Annotated in this window: 12 protein-coding genes and 8 pseudogenes; 7 read left to right on the plus strand and 13 right to left on the minus strand. The window is 68.6% G+C overall.

The genetic code is table 11. The features are described 5' to 3' along the window. Positions 1-283: 283 nt before the first annotated feature. From BW737_RS19490 to BW737_RS10340, 6 genes and pseudogenes are all read left to right on the plus strand, one after another. Positions 284-756 (plus strand): annotated as a pseudogene (locus BW737_RS19490) (YbjN domain-containing protein). 316 nt (positions 757-1,072) lie between these two features. Next, positions 1,073-1,351, plus strand: a pseudogene (locus BW737_RS19495) (YbjN domain-containing protein); the annotation flags it as partial. A 91-nt stretch (positions 1,352-1,442) separates the two neighbouring features. Continuing rightward, positions 1,443-2,419: pseudogene (gene miaA / locus BW737_RS10325) on the plus strand (tRNA (adenosine(37)-N6)-dimethylallyltransferase MiaA). Between the two features lie 29 nt (positions 2,420-2,448). Next, on the plus strand, positions 2,449-3,213 hold the full coding sequence (locus BW737_RS10330) for a diaminopimelate epimerase (protein ID WP_338063906.1): 765 nt from the start codon (positions 2,449-2,451) through the stop codon (positions 3,211-3,213). Between the two features lie 398 nt (positions 3,214-3,611). Next, positions 3,612-4,903: pseudogene (clpX, locus tag BW737_RS10335) on the plus strand (ATP-dependent Clp protease ATP-binding subunit ClpX). Continuing rightward, complete coding sequence (locus BW737_RS10340) at positions 4,900-5,286, plus strand: chorismate mutase (RefSeq protein ID WP_086614346.1); 387 nt, start codon at positions 4,900-4,902, stop codon at positions 5,284-5,286. The pseudogene clpX and the gene BW737_RS10340 overlap by 4 nt, the downstream one beginning before the upstream one ends. Positions 5,287-5,875: 589 nt before the next feature. Here the strand turns inward: BW737_RS10340 and BW737_RS19985 are convergent. The 12 genes and pseudogenes from BW737_RS19985 to valS all read right to left on the minus strand — a co-directional run bounded on the left by BW737_RS19985 (position 5,876) and on the right by valS (position 18,717). Then, positions 5,876-6,073 (minus strand): hypothetical protein, encoded by a 198-nt coding sequence (locus tag BW737_RS19985; protein ID WP_218961888.1) that lies wholly within the window; start codon positions 6,071-6,073, stop codon positions 5,876-5,878. After that, positions 6,070-6,582 (minus strand): annotated as a pseudogene (locus BW737_RS19990) (transposase). The gene BW737_RS19985 and the pseudogene BW737_RS19990 overlap by 4 nt, the downstream one beginning before the upstream one ends. A 16-nt stretch (positions 6,583-6,598) precedes the next feature. Beyond that, a pseudogene (locus BW737_RS19995) lies at positions 6,599-6,811 on the minus strand (transposase); the annotation flags it as partial. Further along, on the minus strand, positions 6,811-7,197 hold the full coding sequence (locus BW737_RS20000) for a transposase (protein WP_420835738.1): 387 nt from the start codon (positions 7,195-7,197) through the stop codon (positions 6,811-6,813). The pseudogene BW737_RS19995 and the gene BW737_RS20000, both read right to left, overlap by 1 nt. Before the next feature lie 62 nt (positions 7,198-7,259). Continuing rightward, positions 7,260-7,547 carry a transposase gene (locus tag BW737_RS10350; RefSeq protein WP_143233370.1) on the minus strand — a complete coding sequence of 96 codons (288 nt, stop codon included), beginning with the start codon at positions 7,545-7,547 and terminating at the stop codon, positions 7,260-7,262. 103 nt (positions 7,548-7,650) lie between these two features. Beyond that, entirely contained in the window at positions 7,651-7,830 is a 180-nt protein-coding gene (locus BW737_RS10355; protein WP_086614344.1) for a transposase, read from the minus strand. Positions 7,831-7,979: 149 nt separating this feature from the next. After that, positions 7,980-8,645, minus strand: coding sequence for a hypothetical protein (locus BW737_RS15750; protein WP_143233372.1), 666 nt, complete (start codon positions 8,643-8,645; stop codon positions 7,980-7,982). A gap of 197 nt (positions 8,646-8,842) precedes the next feature. Next, positions 8,843-9,703: a variant leucine-rich repeat-containing protein gene (locus BW737_RS20230; RefSeq protein WP_476723623.1), complete on the minus strand. Its 861-nt coding sequence runs from the start codon at positions 9,701-9,703 to the stop codon at positions 8,843-8,845. An 87-nt stretch (positions 9,704-9,790) separates the two neighbouring features. Further along, positions 9,791-11,614 (minus strand): annotated as a pseudogene (locus BW737_RS10365) (AMP-dependent synthetase/ligase). A 119-nt stretch (positions 11,615-11,733) separates the two neighbouring features. Next, a pseudogene (locus BW737_RS10370) lies at positions 11,734-13,615 on the minus strand (AMP-dependent synthetase/ligase). A 189-nt stretch (positions 13,616-13,804) separates the two neighbouring features. Then, entirely contained in the window at positions 13,805-15,715 is a 1,911-nt protein-coding gene (locus BW737_RS10375; RefSeq protein ID WP_086614342.1) for an AMP-dependent synthetase/ligase, read from the minus strand. Between the two features lie 182 nt (positions 15,716-15,897). Beyond that, on the minus strand, positions 15,898-18,717 hold the full coding sequence (gene valS / locus BW737_RS10380; RefSeq protein ID WP_086614341.1) for a valine--tRNA ligase: 2,820 nt from the start codon (positions 18,715-18,717) through the stop codon (positions 15,898-15,900). A gap of 234 nt (positions 18,718-18,951) precedes the next feature. Between valS and BW737_RS10385 the strand changes: the two genes are divergently transcribed. Next, on the plus strand, positions 18,952-19,314 hold the full coding sequence (locus BW737_RS10385) for a hypothetical protein (protein WP_086614340.1): 363 nt from the start codon (positions 18,952-18,954) through the stop codon (positions 19,312-19,314). Between the two features lie 113 nt (positions 19,315-19,427). Here the strand turns inward: BW737_RS10385 and BW737_RS10390 are convergent, their stop codons facing one another. Next, a complete protein-coding gene (locus BW737_RS10390; RefSeq protein ID WP_086614339.1) occupies positions 19,428-20,039 on the minus strand; it encodes a Wzz/FepE/Etk N-terminal domain-containing protein in 612 nt (203 codons plus the stop codon). Between the last annotated feature and the right edge of the window lie 7 nt (positions 20,040-20,046).

Raw genomic sequence — 20,046 nt, forward strand, 5'->3', positions numbered from 1 at the left:
CCTCCCACACCACACCAACCAAAACCCCGACCTAAAGCAACCCGCTCACGCCGATAACTCGCGCGCACCGCGCCCGCCGACCGGCCGTCATCGGGCGGCCTTCACCATGGGCGCGCCACTCGTCAGCCCACCACACCCGAAAACGCGAGGAGCCGGTTTCCCCGCGCTCGGCACCCGCAAACCTCCAACACGTGTACGTGTGACGGAAAGCCATACGTCGGCACCGCGCAGCCGTCCGCGAAGCCACATGGGAAACATCCAGGTCGCCCGTTACGCTGGTGGTATGCCGCAGTTCGAACCAGCCAGCGCTGCCGACGCCCCCGCCGCTCCGGCTCCGGTGGACGTCGACCGGGTCATGGACTGCGTGCGCCGCCTGGGTCTGCGCTTCTTCCTCGATGATGAGGGCGACGTCGGCATCCCCTGGCGCTACGTCACCGTTCACGCCATCTTCCAGGGCGACCGTGCCCTGCAGCTGCGCGGCGTGTGGCACCGCATCGCCGACACCGAGCACCTGGCCGAACTGCGGCGCCTGGTGGAGGACTGGAACGCCACCCGTATTGGCCCCAAGGCTACCTGACCATCGCCGACGGCGGCGTGGTGCGGCTGCACGGGGAGGTCACCTACCCGCTGGCCGCCGGCATGACGGACGCGCAGCTGGAGGACTTCATCTTCACCGGCTGTCGGCTCATCGTTGCCCTCATGCGGGAGGCGGAGGATGTCTTCCCCGATCCCATCCGCGGAAGGCTGGAGCCATGAGCCGCCGACCGGGCCGGCATTGGACCGGCTTTATCGCGCGCCTGTTCGGCAAGTCTTGGGACCAACGCGTCCCCCACGAGCGGGACAACCCGACCGACGTGCGGCCAGCCCACCGTGGGGGCGGCCGTCGGCTGAGTCACCCCGGGACGGTGGACCTGTCCGACTTCGACATCGACTACCCCGAGCATACCGGTGCCCACTCCGAGTCACCGCCCGGCTCGGCTCAAGCCCCCCGCACCGCCTCGCTCGGACACCACAACGGCGAGTTGCCCACCCCGCTGACGCTGGATCGCATCGAGCCATGCTCACCGGGCCCATGGGCTACGGGGTGCGCCGCCATCGCGAGGACGACCACGTGTGCCTGCTGGGCACCTGGGACAGCTTCCCCTTCGTCATTGAGATACCCGAGGGACACGACGACTGGCTGCTGGTGTCCGGGGACTGGGAGAAGCCAGCCTCCGAGAGCGAGCGCGACGAGCTGGCGGCCTCTGTCAACGACTGGAACCGCGACAAGTACTTCCCGACGGTCGCCCTGGTGGACACCCCCGCCGGTCCGCTCGTGCGCGCCACCTACCTGGTGGGGATGGAGCCGGGCGTCACCGACGCGCAGTTGCGCCTGCACCTGGACACCGCCCTATCCGCCTGCACCCAGCTCTCAGCCGGGTCCAACCCCTGCTGCCCGAACTGTGAACGCCCAGACCCCACCCGTGCAGGTGGCGGTGGTCGGCCCCACCGCCAGCGGCAAATCCGAGCTCGCCCTGGACCTGGCCGATGCCCTGGGAGGGGCGGCCGAGATGGTCAACGCCGACGCCTTCCAGCTCTACCGGGGCATGGATGTCGGCACCGCCAAGCTCTCCCTCGCCGAACGCCGCGGCTACCCCCACCACCAGCTCGATGTGCTGGACGTGCGCCAGGAGGCCAACGTCGCCGCCTATCAGACGCACGCCCGCACCGACCTGCAGGGCATTGCCGAGCGCGGCAATCGGGCCGTCATCGTGGGCGGATCCGGTCTGTATGTGCGCGCCGTCACCGACGCCTGGACTTCCCCGGCACCGATCCCGAGCTGCGTGCCGCGCTGGAGGCCCGCGCCCGCGCGGACGGGACCGCCGCTATGTGGCAGGAGCTGCAACGGGTGGATCCCGACGCCGCCGCACGCATCGAGCCGGCCAACACGCGGCGTATTGTGCGCGCCCTGGAGGTGGTGCAACTCACCGGCCGGCCGTTCTCCGCCTCGCTGCCCCGCTACGCCGACCTCGTCCCCACCGTGCACCTGGCCGTGCGATGGGACCGCGCCGTGCTGAACCGACGCATCGATATGCGCGCCGAGGCCATGTTCGCCTCCGGCTTGCTGGAGGAGACCGCCGGCCTGCTTGAGGCCGGCCTGCGGGAGGGCCCGACCGCGCCACGCGCCATTGGCTATGCCCAGGCCATCGCCGTGCTCGAAGGCCGCATGTCACCGCCGGAGGCGGTTGCCGCCACCGCCGTCGCCACCCGCAAACTCGCCTCCCGGCAGCTGAAGTGGTTCCGCCGAGACCCGCGGGTGCACTGGCTCGACGTCGTTGCCGCCGAGGACACCTGGGCGTCCGGCGAGCGCGAGCGGGTCGTCGCCGAGGCCGTCCGACTCGTGCAAGCGGCCGATCGCCCCGGCGGGGCCGAGCGGTGACAGAGCGGGTTAGGCAATAGGGTGACCCCATGACCATTGCCCCCGGCCTGGTCGGCCGCACTCTCATCAAGGGCCACGCCGCCGGCTCCGACCTGCTGCTGTTGGTCGACCCCGAGCGGGAGGCCGCTTTCACCGCCGCCGACGTCGCCGCAGTCTGCGACCGGCACACGGGCCTGGGAGCCGCCGGCCTGGTGCGGGTGGTGCACACCGCCGCCCTGCCCGGCACCGAGTCCTTCCGCACCGCCGTGCCCGAGGCCGAATGGTTCTTGGACTACTACCTGGCGGACGGCACTCCGGCCGCGGGCACGGCGGCCGCCTATGGCGACGCCTGCCGCCTGTTATCCGCCGTCCTGGACGCTGAGGGGCTGATGCCGCTGGCCGACGGCGATTCGGTCACTATCGGCACTCGCGGCGGCGCCCGCACCGTCACCCGTCTGGACGAGCTGTGGGCGGTCGACGCAGGGCCCGCCCGCCTGGCCGCTGTGAACGAGCCGGCCGCGGACCCGGCAGATGAGGCTGGGACACCGCGGTGCGCATCCCCGGACTGGCCGGGGAGTGGGCCGCCCTCAGCCTGGAGCTGTCCGGGCGGCACGCCGTCGTCGCCGTCGGGCAGGAGGCGGAACTGGACGCCGCCGAGCTTGACGACCCCGCGGCGAGTGAGACGATCGCCTACACACCCGCACCGCAGACGCCCCCGACCCTGGAACTGGTGGTGCCCCTGGGAGAGCACACCGACCCGCAGACCGGTGCCACCATCGGTCGGGCCCGCGTGCGCGTGCTGGTACCGGGCGTAGGAGAGACCCGCGCCAGCGCCGAGGCTGCGGTGCGGCTGCGGTTGCCCTGCACGAGTGGACCGGGGACGGTGCCCCTGCGGACTACCTGCTGACCCTGCCCGATGGCCAGGTGGGCGTGCACGTGGGCGCCGCCCCACTCACGGACACCACCCCCCTGGTGCTGACCGGTCCGGTGGAGCTGATCGGGCGGATCACCTTTGCTTGAGCGCGTGGAGGCCCCAACCACAGGCGCCGCGACCAGCGCCCGCCCCGAAGGCGAATGGGTGCCGGTATGTCTTCGCCCAGGGATTTGGTGTCAACACACCGGTCATTTGACTGTAGCCGTTGCGGCCTGCTGCCCGTAGGCTGGGACGGTGTCCGCAGCTGGCGGGCGCACCCGAAAACGGGAGGGAATCCAGGTGGCACGCAGCGCTGAGAGCGTCGACCTTCTCAAGTGCTCCTTCTGCGGCAAGAGTCAGAAGCAGGTCAAGAAGCTCATCGCGGGACCCGGCGTCTACATCTGCGATGAGTGTATCGAGCTGTGCAACGAGATCATTGATGAGGAACTGGGCGCCTCCGGCTCCGGTGTCCCGCTCGAACTGCCCAAACCGCAGGAGATCTTCGACTTCCTCAACCAGTACGTCATCGGCCAGGAGGACGCCAAGCGCGCTATGAGCGTGGCCGTGTACAACCACTATAAGCGCGTGCAGATGCGTGAGCGCGCCGTCGCCGAGGGGGACGGGCTGGAGTTGGGCAAGTCCAACATCCTGCTGCTGGGCCCCACCGGTACCGGCAAGACGCACCTGGCCCGCACCCTGGCCCGGCTGCTGGACGTGCCCTTCGCCATCGTCGACGCCACCGCCCTGACGGAGGCCGGCTACGTGGGGGAGGACGTGGAGAACATCCTCCTCAAACTCATCCAGCTGCCGACGGCGACGTCAAGCGCGCCGAGAAGGGGATCATCTACATCGACGAGATCGACAAGATCGGCCGTAAGGCCGATAACCCGTCGATCACCCGCGACGTCTCCGGGGAGGGCGTGCAGCAGGCCCTGCTGAAGATCATCGAGGGCACCACCGCCTCCGTGCCGCCGGGGGGCGGCCGCAAGCACCCCCACCAGGAATTCCTGGAGATCGACACCACGAACATCCTGTTCATCGCCGCCGGCGCCTTCTCCGGCATCGAGGAGATCGTCCGCCAGCGCCGCCGCCGCGAGGCCGGCGCGCAGAACGTGGGCTTCGGCGCCACCCTCGCCAAGGACCAGGGCGAGGACGTGTTCGCCACTCCGGTGCGCCCGGAGGACCTGCACAAGTTCGGGCTCATCCCCGAGTTCATCGGCCGGCTGCCGGTGATCGCCACCGTGCACGACCTGGGCGTGGAGGAGTTGGTGCGGGTGCTGACCGAACCGAAGAACGCCCTGCTGACCCAGTACAAGTACCTGTTCAGCCTCGACGGTGTGGAACTGGAGCTGACCGATGAGGCCATCCGCGCCATCGCCTCCCTCGCGCTGGAGCGCAAGACCGGCGCCCGCGGGTTGACCAGCATCGTGGAGGAAGTGCTCGGGCAGGCCATGTTCGAGGTGCCCTCCATGCCGGAGGTCGGGCGCGTCGTCGTCGACGCCGACGCCGTGCGCGGTACCGGCAGCCCCCGCTACGAGCGCGGCAGTGGCACCCTCTCGGCCACCTCCAAGGGCAGGACCCGTACCGCATGAGCAGTCGACTGTCGGCCGCGGGGGCGGACCTCACGGGCCTCGCCGGGACGAAGACCGAGCCGGAGTCGTCGGCGGGTGCCCCCGCCGCGGTGCCGCCGCAGTTGGCCGCCTACCGCGCCACCATCGACAACCTCGACGCCGCCCTCATCCACCTGCTGGCCGAGCGCTTCCGCTGCACCCGGCAGGTGGGCCGCCTCAAGGCGGACCTACACCTGCCGCCCTCGGACCCGGCCCGCGAGGAGCAGCAGATCGCTCGCTTGCGGGCGCTGGCGGAGGAGGCGGGCCTGGACCCGGTGTTCGCCGAGAAGTTCTTCGCCTTCATCGTGGCCGAGGTGATCCGGCACCACGAGGCCATCCGGGACGGTAAGGAAGCGGGTGAGTGAGAGCCTTTGCGGCTCCCATGCGCCTTTCGTGGGGTGCAGAACCGATAGGCTGACGGCGGCATCCGGAGTTCTTCATGCTTGAGGGTGTTGTGGGCTGTAGGTGGTGGTCATCGGGTTACACATGATGCGGATCCGGGCCTGCACGGTGGGTGGATCAGACGCGACTTTCGTGCGTTCGTCTGACGGTTCGTGTGTTCTTCGCCACTTGTTGCGACGGTTCGTGGGGTAGACGCGCGAATCGTCGCTGTTCCTAGCGAATCGTTGCTGCTACCTGACGAACCTGTTGTTGTGCTTAACGAGTCGTCGACGTGTAGGCCGCCATGAGCGTGGACCCGCGGGAATCGCTGTCTCACCTCAGAAGCAGGCCCGGGGCCTACAGGGGTTGGGGGCGGACGAACCAGTTGGAACACCGGGACGCGCCGGTCTGAAGCACCACGTTCGCGCCGATTACCCGTTACGTGCGGGGTGGTGGTGACGCTCACCTTGCCCCTATGTGTGTGTTGCACGACCCGGTGCCGCGTTCCACGACCTTGGTGCGTACTGCACGACCCCGGGGTGGTCGTGCAACGTACACCAAGGTCGTGGAATGTCACCAAGGTCGGGTCAAGTCTCTTGGTGTGGTGTAAATGTTCTGGGTGGTGATGGCGATGATGGGGTGGGTGGTTTCGGCTTGTTCGTGGAGGATCCGGGTGAGGTGGCGCAGTGAGGTTTCGGATAGGTAGCGGCGCTGGCCGTACTGCCATTGCTCGTGCTGCTCCTGCAAGACCGCACCGACCAGGCGGGTCACGCTGTCGCGGTCGGGCAAGAGTCCTGGACCACATCCGTGCGGCGCCCGGTCTCACGGTTGAGCCGCTCGATGGGGTTGCCCGTCCAGATCTTCTGCCAGTGCCCGCGGGGGAAGGCGGCGAACGCGGTCAGGTCCGGCTCGGCCTCGGCCAGCATCTGGGCTATCTCAGGGAACGAGGAGCGCAGGGAGGCTGCGACCTGCTTATAGGTGGCGACCACAGCCTCACGGGTGGTCTGGGCGAAGACCGGTGGAGCTCAGGGCGCCCGCGGGCTTAGAGCGGGCCGGGCCGAGCTTGGAGACCGATGTTGCGGGCGAACAGGCTCCCGGCACCGCTGCCACGAGGCGCCCGGCAGGATGGCTTTTACAGCGTTCTTGATTCCCGAGTGGGCGTCGCTGGTTGCCAGCACCACCCCCTGTGGTTCCTGGTCGGTAGGGGCTTTCAGGCCGCGCTCGCGCAAGGACCGCAGGAACGGTGACCCCGAAAGTCCGTGGTCTCGCCCGTCGCCCACGCCCCGTGCCCAGGATCTGTCTCCTACCCTGGGCCGACACGCCGGTGGCTACTACTAGGGCTTGGGAGACGACCCGGTGGCCCAGCCTCACATCCACGTAGGTGGCGTCCACGAACAGGCAGTGGGGGAACCAGCTGTGATCCAACGGTCGGGACAGGAACTCGTGCACGCCCTCGTCGATGTCCTTGCACACCCGGGAGACGGTCGCCCTGTCAGATCCCCGACTCATTACCCAGCGCCTTGACCAGATCGTCGACCTTCCGGGTGGACACCCCCACGGGTCCAGGCCTGGCAGATCACTGCGCACCTGGGCCTTGCCCCACCCGTTTGCGCGGGGACAGCAGGGAGGGAAAGAACGAGCCCTGCCGCAGTTTGGGGATCGCCAGGCCCAGCCTCCCCGGCGGTGGTCGCCAGCTTCTTAGCCCTCGTGCCGTTACGGCGTGTACGCCGCTCCTGGGTGCGCTCATACCTATCGGCGCCGATCACCGCAGACGCCTCGGCATCCACCAGGTCCTGCAACCCGGCCTGAAGCAGACGACGGAACACACCCGTCATGAGCCAGTTCCGGGTCCGAATCGTCCCGGGTTTGATGGCTTTGGCGGGTCTTCGCGTCATGGCACAGTTGGCTGAGGCGATGCCGGTGGTGGTGGGCTCGCTGTAGATGGTGCGGATAAGGCTTATGGCCAGGTTACGCAGGGTGCCATCACCTGCGGGCCGGAGCCGGTGCGCAGCTGGTGGCGGTCCTCGTCATAGGTGACGTCGCGTACCCGGTAAACACGATTCTCGATCGCCCAGTGCCCGCGGGTCCAGGCGGCAACGGTCTCAGGCGGGTCCTGCTCGGGCGGTATGGAACAGACCGGGTAGACCACCTCGGTGGTGCGCTTGGACTTCCTCTTCTGACCGGTGTGGGTGTGCGGGTGCGGCGTGCTTGGAGGACCTGGGCGGCGCCAGAAAACTCGACCCACGCCGGAGCCTGGACGGCTTTAATGGTGCGGCGCACCCGCCGCCCATGGGAGGTGTCCACACCGGTGACGGCGGGGTCGTTGGCCCAGGGCAGGGCCTTCAACTTCACTCTGGGACTGGTTGGCTGTTCTTGACCGTCAGCACATAGTGGGCGCCCCGGTCACGCATCCATTCGGCTGTGCCGGTCTGGGTGTGCAACGCGTCGGCGGTGATTACGGCGCCGGTGAGGTCATATGGTGCCAGCAGCTGTTTCAGGGCCGGTATCTCGCTGGTCTTGTCGGCCACGCGCTGCCGAGCCCCTGAGCCACAATTACCAGCATCGCCGCCATCGCCCTGATCATCCAACCTGAACAACGGCCTCCTCGGATGAGAAAGGCTTAATGATGTACACGCTTGGACATGAGGAGCGAACGATTATGCATCGTGGACAGCTTTCAGTTGCTCAGAGGGGTATATGCCACAAGCTCCCATTGGCCATTGTCAGACCATGTAACAAGCAGATCGGGTGACGCCAGATAACCGCGGGCGTCCGGTAATACTGCTTGGTTTATGAGAACTTCTGAGCCGTCGATCGGAAAGATATCGTAAATGTCGGGAGCCTTATTATTGCTTCCTGCAGAGTAATAGATGAAAAGCTCTTCGTTCGTAGACAGGGCGCCCGATTCCCCTTCTATTCCGAGAGCGCCAATATATCGGCTGCCTTCGGCTCCCGTCCAGGCGGTGGTGCCGTTGTGTAGAGTGAATGAGCCTGCCTCCCGGTGGGTCTCACCGTCGATTGTCTCAATCCAAGTGTCCGCCCAAGACGCGTTGTGATCAACTATTACTGAGCGCAGTTGGTCCCCGCTCCACTGCGATACAGGGCTGAGTGGTCGAACGGCCTGATTCGACGGGAGGTCGCCGTCAAACGTCGCGACTACTTCTCTGTCAGTGGACATGATCGTGTAGATTCCGTCTTCGTAATAGAACCAGCCATCTGCTAGCAGGCCTGAATTGCTGCCGCCAAGGTCTATGATTTCTCCGGTATCAGCATAGACGGCCTCTCGACTGTTTGTTTTCACGATTGTTCTGTTTCCCCATTCGGCAACGCTGCTGCTCGCCATTATCGTGGCATTATCTCCAGGATATGACGACGAGGATGACCATAGTTGGGAGGTGATGTCGGATGAGGTCCAACCAATACAATGCCCCTCATCAGTGCATGTGAGAGCGATGTCTTCAACTATTCTGATCGAACTACCTAACTCTTTCCAGGGTGCGTACGTTGGTGTTCCGTCATTAGCATCCAGCAAAACGTCGCCTACGACGACATAACCTCCCCAGTATCCTTAGGTATCGCAAAAAACGAAAGTAACAGTGCATGCGGAGGCTGATCAAGGTCGGTGTGCCACTGTTCCACTGGTGCGCCGGTAGAAATGTCGTATGCGGTTACCTGAGAGATACTATCGCTCGATGGATATGAGTATGGATCGTCGGGAACCGTGGCATGTGCAATTATCAGCTGACTACCATCTGCACTTACCCAAAAATTGTCATATGGGTCGATGTCAATCATCCATTCCTCATGCGCACCGCTCGCCCATGCGGGTGACAACAAGGTGCTTTGAGTGTTTGCGTTTGTTCGAGAGACCGACGGCGTGTCGTCGCCGTCAGAACAGATGGTGGTGTGGATGCCGATGGCCGCGGCTGTGAGGGCGATGACGGCTATGGCCGCAGCAATGATGCGGGGCTTTCGGTTGCGGCGGGGCGGAACGGCGTTCGGCGTTGCCGCGGCAATGGTCCCACGATCTGACGCGAAGGAGGCCGATTCCTGAGCGTCGCTTGCTGGTGATGACTCGTACCGGGTTCGGTTGCCGACGAAATTAGGTAGCGCAGGCGCGGAGGGAGGGCGCTGTCCTGGTACGAGTCGCGTGGTGTTGGGGTTGGTTTGGGCGCTTCGTTGTTGTAGGGCTTGCTGTACGGCAGGGTCGGTTGAATGGCTTAGCCAGGTGAGTAGCTCTGGGTAGGTTGAGGGGTTGACTGCTAGTAGTGGGTGGAGGTCTGGCCGGTTGGCGGCGATGCGGGCGAGTTCGGCCAGTGGGGTGTTGGGACATTCCGCAGCAACGCGGTCCTGGTCGGCAGGCGGCGGGGGAGGCGGAGGCAGCGGGGGAGGTGCTGTCATGACGTCAGGCTAGCAATGCTGTACAAAATGTGAGAGCTAACTGATTGGTGTGAATGGCGCGATTGCGTCACAGCAGTCCTGTGATGGTCACACTCGCGTGTACAGCTCGTCGATCTCCTTGGCGAAGCGCTTGGTGGCCTCGGCGCGGCGCACCTTGAGCGAAGGGGTCAGCAGCCCGTTGGCTCGGTGAAGTCGCCCGGCAGCACCGTGAAGGTGCGGATGGACTCGGCCCGGGAGACCGCCTCGTTGGCGCGGGCCACGGCCCGCTCCAGCGCGGCGCGCACGCGCGGGTCACGCGCGGCGTCGATCGGGTCCATGTCCGGCAGGCCGTGGCTGGACAGCCACAGCGGCAGCATCTCGGCATCCAGCGTGACCAGGGCGCCGATGCAGGGCCGGTTCTCCCCGACCACCAGCACCTGGCTGACCAGCGGGTGCCCGCGCAGCCGATCCTCAAGCACCGCGGGCGCAACGTTCTTGCCGCCCGCGGTGACGATCAACTCCTTCTTGCGGCCGGTGATGTGCAGGAAGCCGTCGGCGTCCAGGCTGCCGATGTCCCCGCTGCGCAGCCACCGGGTGCCGTCCGCGCCCGGGGCACCCGCGACCTCTGCGCCCGGGCCCGCGGCGGCGTCGGGCAGCGTCACGAAGGCTCGGCCGTGGCCTCGGGGTTGTTGTGGTAGCCGCGGAACACGCCGATGCCGCTAATCAGCACCTCGCCGTCGTCATCCAGGCGGACGGCGGTGCCCGGCAGGGGCAGGCCCACCGAGCCGATGCGGACGGCGCCGGGCAGGTTGACGGTGCAGGGGGCGGAGGTCTCCGTGAGCCCGTAGCCTCCAGCACCGTCACGCCGGCGCCGCGGTAGAAGTGGCCCAGCCGTTCACCCAGGGGGCCGCCGCCGGAGATGACGTGGGTGACGTTACCGCCCAGCAGGCTGCGCAGGGTGGAGAACACCAGCCGGTCGAAGGCGGCCCGCTGGGCGCGCAGGCCGCGGCTCGGCCCCGCGGGGGTGTCCAGGGCACGCGAATAGGCGATCGCCGTCTTGGCGGCCAGGCGGAACACCTTCTGCTTGGCGCCGGTGGCCCGGGCGTCGGCGGCGTTGTAGATCTTCTCGAACACGCGCGGCACCGCGGGCACGAAGGTGGGGCGGAAGGAGGCCAGGTCGGTGACCAGGTTCTTCACGTTGGGGGCATGCCCCAGCACCCCGGCCGAGGAGCACACGACCGCCATCTCAACGAACCGGCCCAGCACATGCGCCAGCGGGAGGAACAGCAGCGTGCGGGTCCCGGGCGCCTCCAGCACCTCCGGCACGTGGGCGCAGGCGTTGACGCACAGGTGAACCAGGTTGCCGTGGGTGAGCTCAGCCCCCTTGGGGCGGCCGGTGGTACCCGAGGTGTAGACGATGGTGGCCAGGTCGGTGCTGGTCAGGTGGGCGGCGCGGGTGTCCAGCTCGGCCGCGCGCACATTCTTGCCGGCGGCGATGAGCTCGGTAATGGCCTCACGCGCCAGGCTCAGCACCTTCAGCTCCGCCAGTGCCGGGTCCTGCGCGGCGAGCGCCGTCAGCATGGTCTCCATGGGCTGGTCCTCGACGACCACCAGCCGCACGGAGGCGTCGGTGAGGATCCAGCGGGCCTGCTCCGCGGAGGAGGTCTCGTAGATGGGTACGACGACGAGCCCGGCCTCCCAGGCGGCGAAGTCCAGCAGCGTCCACTCGTAGCAGGTATGCGCCATGATGCCGAGCGCGTCGCCCGGCTCAAGGCCTAGGGCCACGAGCCCGGAGGCCACCTCCCGCACCTGGTCGCGGAAGGCCTGCGCGGACATATCGCGCCAGCGCCCGCCCACAGAGGACTTACGGGCGATCAGCGCCCCGGTGGGGTTGGTACGCACCCGCTCGGCCAGCGCCCACGGCGCCGTCATGGCGGCGTGCAGCGGCACCAGCAGCGGCGTCGACCGCTCGTGCGGGGGCACGGCGGAGCCGACCGTGCTGGCTTGTGTATCGGCTTCTGTGCCGACTTCGGTGTCGGCGGTTTCCTGAGTCACTCCTGCGGCCCCTTCTTAGTGGTGGAGTAGATCTCGGCGATGGCGTCCGCGTAGGTCTCCATCACCAGACTGCGCTTGACCTTCAGGGAGGGGGTCAGCAGCCCGTTGGCCTCGGTGAAGTCGGAGGTGAGCACCCGGTAGGTGCGGATCGACTCGGCTCGGGAGACCGCCCGGTTGGTGCGTGCCACTGCCCGGTCCAGGGCGGCCAGCACCTGCGGGTGAGCGGCGGCGGTGGTCACGTCCATCTCCGGCAGGTTGTGGTTGGCCAGCCACTGCGGCAGCATCTCCTTGTCCAGGGTGACCAGGGCGGAGATGAAGGGCTCGCCGTCGCCGATCACCAGCACCTGGCTGACCAGCGGGTGCCCGCGCAGCCGGTCCTCCAGGATGTTGGGGGAGACGTTCTTGCCGCCCGCGGTGACGATCAACTCCTTCTTGCGGCCGGTGATGCGCACCCAGCCATCGGCGTCGATGGAACCGATGTCGCCGGTGCGGAACCAGCCGTCGGCGGTGAAGGCCTCAGCGGTCGCCTCCGGGTTGTTGTGGTAGCGGGAGAACACGCCCAGGCCGGTGACCTCGAGCTCGCCGTCTTCGCCGACGCGCACCCGGTTGCCGCACACGGGCGGCCCGACGGTGCCGATCTTGTTACGGATGTCCAGGTTCACGGAGGACGGGCCAATCGTCTCGGTCAGGCCGTAGCCCTCCAGGATGACCAGGCCGATACCCCGGTAGAAGTGCCCCAGCCGCTCGCCCAGCGGCCCGCCGCCGGAGATGGCGTAGTGGGCGTTGGGGCCCAGGAGAGAGCGGATGGTGCGGTAGACCAGCTGGTCTGCCAGGCATGTGCGGCCCGCAACTGCCGGGAGGGGCCCGCGGGGGTGTCCAGGGCCCGGGAATAGGCGATCGCCACCTTCGCCGCCCAGCGGAAGGTCCGCAGCTTGACGCCGGAGCCGGCCTTGGCGTCGGCGGCGTTGTAGATCTTCTCCATTACCCGTGGCACCGCCAGCACGTAGGAGGGGGCGAAGCCTGCAGGTCGGGCAGCAGGGTCTTGACGTCGGGGGTGTGGCCGAGTACGCCGTTGCCGGCGATGGCCAGCAACTGTAGGAAGCGCGCGTAGGCGTGCGCCAGGGGCAGGAACAGCAGCAGACGCGTGTCGGGGGAGTTGAGCAGCTCCGGGATCCAGCGCACCCCGTTCCAGCCCAGGCCGGCGGCCTGTCGGTGGGTGATCTCCACGCCCTTGGGGCGGCCGGTGGTGCCGGAGGTGTAGATGATCGAGTAGACGTCGTCGCAGGTCAGTGCGGCCGAGCGGGAAGCCAGCTCCTCCCGAGGCACCTCCCGACCGGCCTCGACGATCGTGGCGATCGCGTCGTGGTCCAGGGACAGCACCTGCACCGCCGCCCCGGGGTGGGCGGCCGTGTAGGCGGCGGCGGCCCCCCGCACAAGCTCCGCCAGGACGGCGCTTTCGGTTACCACCAGCCGGACGTCGGCGTCGGCCAGAATCCACTCCACCTGCTCGGCGGAGTCCGTCTCATAGATCGGCACCGACACCAATCCGGCGCGGGCGATCGCCATGTCCAGCAGCGTCCACTCGTATGAGGTGTGGGCCATGATACCCACCGCGGCGCCGGGCTCTAGTCCCAGGCCGATCAGCCCGGAGGCGACCCGGGCTACATCCTCACCGAAGGCACGGGCGGTCACCTTGACCCACGCGTTGCCCAGCTGTGTCTTGCGCTCGATCAGGGTGGCGTCGGGCTTACGGGCAATGCGGTCCGCCAGCAGCCACGGGACGGTCCAATCCGATTCCGGCTCCTGGATCAGGGGACTGACGGCGACGCCGTCGACGACGGCCGGGCTGCCCGCCTCGGAGGGGACGCCGGTGGACATGGGGGCGGAGGATTGTGGAGCCACTGCAACATTCTTTCAGGTGGAGCGCCGGTCATGCGCGGATTGGAGCGACGAAACTGGCTGGCGGTATTGGAGACAATCTCCAAATCGTGGGTGGAAGGCGGCGAGCTCAGTCGGCGACGGCGTGGCAACGGGCGGCGGGGCCACGCCGACACCGGGCGTGCGGGGTCAGGACCGCACGCCCGCCGGCCCGCCGTAGATGGCGTCGATGTCGGCGGCGAAACGCTTCAGGGCCGCGCTGCGGCGTACCTTCAGCGACGGGGTGAGCAACCCGTTGGCCTCGGTGAAGTCGTTGGTGAGCACCCGGATCTTGCGGATCGACTCGGCCCGGGAGACGTGCTTGTTGGCGCGGTCCACGGCCCGGTTCAGCGCCGCCAGCACCTCCGGATGCACGGCCGCCTCGGCCACGGGCATCGGCTCCAGATCGTGCGTGCGCAGCCAGGTCGGCAGCATTTCCGCATCCAGCGTGATCAGGGCGGCCACGAACGGCCGCTGCTCGCCGACCACCACCACCTGGCTGATCAGAGGATGGCCGCGCAGGGAATCCTCCAGCGCCGCCGGCGAGACGTTCTTGCCGCCGGCGGTGACGATGACGTCCTTGGCGCGCCCGGTGATGGTCACGTAGCCGTCCCGGTCCAGCGAGCCCAGGTCGCCGGTGCGGAACCAGCCGTCGTCGGTGAATGCGGCGGCGGTCGCCTCCGGGGCGTGGTGGTAGCCCTGGAACACGGACGGGCCCTTGAGCAGGATCTCGCCGTCGGCGGAGATGCGCACCGCCATCGGCGGCAGCGGCGGGCCGACGGTGCCGATCTTGGACAGCCGCGGCGTGTTTACCGCGATCGGCCCCACCGTCTCGGTCAGCCCGTACCCCTCCAGTACGGGGATGCCCAGACCCCGGTAGAAGTGGGCCAGGCGTGGGGATAGCGGGGCGCCGCCGGAGATGATCCAGTCGGCGTTGCCACCCACCAGGGTGCGGATGCGCTGGTAGACCAGCCGGTCGGCCGCGGCGCGCTGAGCGCGCAGGGCGCGTGACGGACCGGCCGGCGTGTCCTGCGCCTGGGAGTATTCGACGGCGACCTTCGCGGCCCAGCGGAAAATCCGCCGGGCGCCGCCGTTGCCCGCCTGGGCGTCGGCGGAGTTGTAGATCTTCTCCAGCACCCGGGGGACCACCAGCAGGTAGGAGGGGCGGAAGGAGGCCAGATCCGACAGCAGGTTCTTGGTGTCGGGCACGTGCCCCATAACCCCCTCACCGGAGATCTGGAAGACCTCCAGGAAACGGGCGAACACGTGCGCCAGCGGCAGGAACAGCAGCAGCCGCGAGTCCCGCCCCATGCCGATCTCCGGCATCCACAGGTGCGCATTGGAGCACAGGTCGGTGAAGTTCCCGTGCGACAGGACCGTCCCCTTGGGGGCGCCGGTGGTCCCGGAGGTGTACACGATGGTGGCGATTGAGGCGGTCGTCAGGGAGTCGGTGCGCGTGCGCACCTGTTCGCGGGACACGTCCCGGCCGGCCTCGGTGATGGTGTGCAGGGCGCCGGTGTCCAGCGACAGGACCTCCAGGCCGGCCTGGTCCAGGGAGACCGCGGCCGCACGCACCAGTTCCGCGGTGGTGATGGTCTCGGCGATCACCAGGCGAGCCTTGGCGTCGGACAACACGTAGGCGATCTGCTCGGCGGAACTGGTCTCGTAGATGGGGACGGGGACGAGCGCCGCTGTCCAGCAGGCGAAGTCCAGCAGCGTCCACTCGTACCGGGTGCGGGACATGATGGCGACCCGGTCGCCGGGCTCGAGTCCCATACCGATCAGGCCGGCGGCCACCGAGGCGACGTCGTCGTAGAACTGCTGGGCGGTGAGGTAGTGCCAGGCCTCGCCGATCTCCTGCTTGCGGGCGATCAGCGGGCGGCCGGCGGAGCGGCGCACACGGCCTTCAAGCATGGAGGGGATGGTGGTGTGCTCGTCAATGCGGATCAGCGTGGGTGCCTGCCATTCGAGGGCGTGCCCCGGCCGGCCGCCGGGCAGGGCGGGATCGGCGGAGTTCGCCCCCGCTGATTCGGGAGCGGGTTCCACGGGCGTGGAGGTCATGGCTTCTTCTTCCTCGGGCCGGTTCCGCACCACGATACGGGATGGGGCAGGTGCGCCCCGGCTCCGGTTATGGACTCCTCACCATACCGCCAGCGGGTGCTGACTGCGCGCATTCAAGCCGCCCCGCCCCGGTACCAGAGCGCCGCCGCGCCCGGTTGGCTCCGGGCCCGACGGCGTTCGGATCAGCGGCGCTTGGCGGGCTTGGCCGGGGGCTCCCCGAGCTCGACCGCGACCACCTGCACCGGCACGGCGGCCTCGGCGGCCGGAGTCAGCGTGAGCTCACCGGTGACCTTGGCGGCTTCGACCAGGTCGGCGCGCACCGTCTCGACGGCGGGGCCGGCCTGCTCGGACACGGCCAGGGTCACCGCCAGGATCGGCGTCTTCTGGCTGGTCTTGGCCTCCGACTTCACCTTGCGCAGGGCCGCCAGGGCGGCACCGGCGTGGATGACCAGCTCGGCGTCCGCGTCTCCGGCCGCCTCACGCAGAGGCGCGGCGGCGGGCCAGCTGGCCCGGTGCACGGAGCCGGTGCGGTACCAGCTCCACACCTCCTCGGTGGCGAAGGGCAGGAAGGGCGCGAACAGGCGCACGAAGGTGTCTACGGCGATGGCCAGGGTGGTTCGGGCGCTGCGCACCGCGGCCGGGTCGTGGGAGGCGCCTGCGTCGTTGGCGCGGTCCTTGACCAGCTCGATGTAGTCGTCGCAGAAGGTCCAGAACAGCGACTCGGTCGCCTCTAGCGCGCGGGAGTGCTCGAAGCTCTCGAAGGCGGTGGTGGCCTGATCGACCACATCCGCCAGGGCCGCCAGGAGGGCCCGGTCGATGGGCTCGGTGACCTCGGCCGCGTCCAGGCTCGGGGCGGGGGCGGCCGCCTTGGTGGCCGCGTCGGCGTCCCAGGGGATGCCCATGGACAGGGCGAACTTGGAGGCGTTGAGCAGCTTGATGGCCAGGCGGCGGCCGATCTTGATCTGCGTCTCCTCGAAGGCGGCGTCCAGACCCAGGCGGGCCGAGGCCGCCCAGTAGCGCACGGCGTCGGAGCCGTACTGCTCCAGCAGCCCCATGGGGGTGACCACATTGCCCTTGGACTTGGACATCTTCTTGTGGTCGGAGTCCAGGATCCAGCCCGACAGCCCCGCGTTGGCCCACGGCAGGGCGCCGAACTCCAGGTTCGCGCGCACCACCGAGGTGAACAGCCAGGTGCGGATGATGTCCTGCCCCTGCGGACGCAGGTCCATGGGGTAGACGCGGGAGAACAGGTCGTCATCGGTCAGCCAGCCGGACGCCAGCTGCGGGGACAGGGAGGAGGTGGCCCAGGTGTCCATGATGTCCAGCTCGCCCACGAACCCGCCGGGCTTGCCGCGCTGGTCCTCGGTGTAACCGGCGGGCACGTCGGTGGAGGGGTCCACCGGCAGGGCGGACTCATCGGGGGTGATGACGGCGTCGTAGTCCACCTCGCCGTCCGCGCCCACGCGGTACCACAGCGGGAAGGGCACGCCGAAGAAGCGCTGACGGGAGATCAGCCAGTCGTTGTTGAGGCCCCCCACCCAGTTCTCGTAGCGCACCCGCATGAAGTCGGGGTAGATGTTCAGCTCCCGACCGCGCTGCAGCAGCTCGGCCGCCAGGTCCTTCCCCGAGGCCGGGTTGGTCCAGGCCTTGCCCCCGTTGCGGATGTACCACTGGCGGGAGGTGACGATCTCCAGCGGCTTGTCACCCTTCTCGAAGAAGTTCGTTTGGCGCACGGTCTTGGTGGGCTCGCCACGCATCTCGCCAGAGGCGGTCAGGGCCTCCACCATCACCTGGCGGGCGGAGTAGGTGGTCTTGCCGGCCATGTCGGCGTAGGCCCGGCGGCCGGCCTCGGTGGTGATCCAGCCCGGGGTCTCGGTCTCGATGCGCCCGTCCTTGCGCAGGATGGCCCGCAGCGGCAGGTTCAGGTCCCGCCACCAGTCGATGTCGGTGGTGTCGCCGAAGGTGCAGCACATGGCGATGCCGGCACCCTTGTCCATCTCCGCCGCCGGGTGCGGCAGCACGGGGACCTCGACCCCGAATACCGGGGAGGCGACGGTGGTGCCGAACAGGGGCTGGTAGCGCGCGTCGTCGGGGTGGGCGACCAGGGCCACGCAGGCGGCCAGCAGCTCCGGCCGGGTGGTCTCGATACACACGTCGGCGGTGCCGCCCGGGCCGGTCTCGATGGGGGCGCCGGCCGCGGCGGCGGTGGCGGCGGCCTGGGGGTCGACGACGTGGAAGGCCAGGCGGTGGTAGAAGCCCGGGTACTCGCGCGACTCGATCTCCGCCTGGGCGACGGCGGTACCGAAGGTGACGTCCCACAGCCCCGGGGCCTGCGCCTGGTAGGCCTCGCCGCGGGCCAGGTTGCGCAGGAACGCCGTCTGGGCGACCTTACGGGCACGCGTGCCGATGGTCTGGTAGTTCTGCTTCCAGTCCACGCTCAGCCCCAGGTGGCGCCATAGGGCCTCGAACTGGGCCTCGTCCAGGGCGGTCAGGCGCTCGCACAGCTCCACGAAGTTGCGGCGCGAGATCGGCACCTGGTCGCGGGCCTTGATGGACTTGCCCTCGCCACCGGTGTGCGGGGGCGTGAAGTCGGGGTCATAGGGCAGAGAGGGGTCGCAGCGCACCCCAAAGTAGTTCTGCACGCGCCGCTCGGTGGGCAGGCCGTTGTCGTCCCAGCCCATGGGGTAGAAGACGGCCTTGCCGCGCATGCGGTGGAAGCGCGCCAGCGTGTCGGTGTGCGTGTAGGAGAACACGTGGCCCACGTGCAGGGAGCCGGAGACGGTCGGCGGCGGGGTGTCGATGGAGAAGACCTCGTGGCGCTGCGCGCTGCGATCGAAGGCGTAGATATCCTCGCGTTCCCAGCGTTCCTTCCAGGTCTCCTCCAGGCCGTCGGTGCTGACCTTGTCGGGCACCTGGGGGGAGTGGAGCTCGGAAGGCAGGAAGCGGCCCTGGGGCGGGGCGGCGGGTGTGGGCGCTGCGGATTCGGCGGCTGACTCAGACATGGAGCCGATTCTGTCACGGCCGGGCGGGCCCGCCTGCGCCAGCGCCCGGGGAGCCCATGTGAGGTGAGCAACCGGTTCCGCGTTGCATTGCGAGCCGGATGCAACCACGGCTCGGCTGGGCGACGGATGCGGGCATGGGACTGCGCAATGGCAGGATGTGCTTCCGGATCTAACCAGGCTCATGCCGGCCCCAGTCTGAGAGGCCTGAACCAAGTGGATGGGCAGCAAGAACCGATGAATACAGAGCAGGCGGGCGGTTCCCGAAGCGGGGCGAGCGCCACCTTCAACGTGCTGTGGCCGGGCGGCGCGGCCACAGCCGCCGGCGTGCGCGCAACCGTGCTGGAGACGGCGGGGCTGCTGCGCCGCCTGGGCATCGACGTGCGTCTGCGCATGCCGGCGCCGGGCATGCCGCAAGCGGAGGCGAGCCACCGGTGGGCCGATACGGTGCTGCTGGTCGACGACGCGCACGATCCGGCGGCCCTGTGGGCACAGGTTCACGCCGTGGCCGCTGTGGCCCCGCACGTCGTCGTGTACGTCACGGGGCGTGGTTCGGGCCTCGCGAGGGAGTCGTTGTCGCGTCGGCGGCGCAGGTTGTAGTGCTGAACCGCCCCGATGCGGCGGCGCTGGCCGCCGCATGGCTGCCGCTGACCGAGCGGGACGCCATGGCCGACGCCGCATCGACCGCCGATGACTACGACCGATCGCGGCGGCTATTCCGACCGGCCCCGGCGGGGGGCGGGCCGGGTGGCGAGAACGAAGGCCACGATCAACCCGGCGATGACGCCGACGACCACGCCGACGGCCGCGTAACGCAGCAGTGAAGGTGTCTGCGTGACCGCGCCGACCTGCGCCGAGCTGAGCAGGGTGAGGCTGACCGGGTAGTCATCCCCGGCCAGCGCCCCCAGGTCGTCGGAGGCATGGGTGACGACGGCGTCGGCCACCGCGATGGCGTCCTCGCGTGAGGGTGCCGACACCTGGATCTCAATCGCGGGGGAGTCGGTCACCCGGGTCGCAGACACCCAGGAGGCCACCTCGGTCGGGGACTGGCTCAGGCCCAGCTCGTCGATTACGTCCTGCGCGACCGCGGGGGAGGCGAGCACCGGCAGGAAGCCGTCGGTGGCGGAGTTGGCGACGGTGGAGGCGTAGGAGTAGCCGGTCATCCCCTCCTCCGGGTCGACTTTCACCTGCACGTAAGCCATTGAGCTGGCGGTGTAGGTGGGGTCGGTGTTCGCGGCGAGCACGGCCCCGGCGGCGCCGCCGACAACGCCCAGGGCGATGATCCAGACCAGGCCGCGGCGCACGAGCGTCATCAGTTCCTGCATAGTGTTC

Source organism: Actinomyces ruminis, from assembly GCF_002154335.2.
Lineage (GTDB): Bacteria > Actinomycetota > Actinomycetes > Actinomycetales > Actinomycetaceae > Actinomyces > Actinomyces ruminis.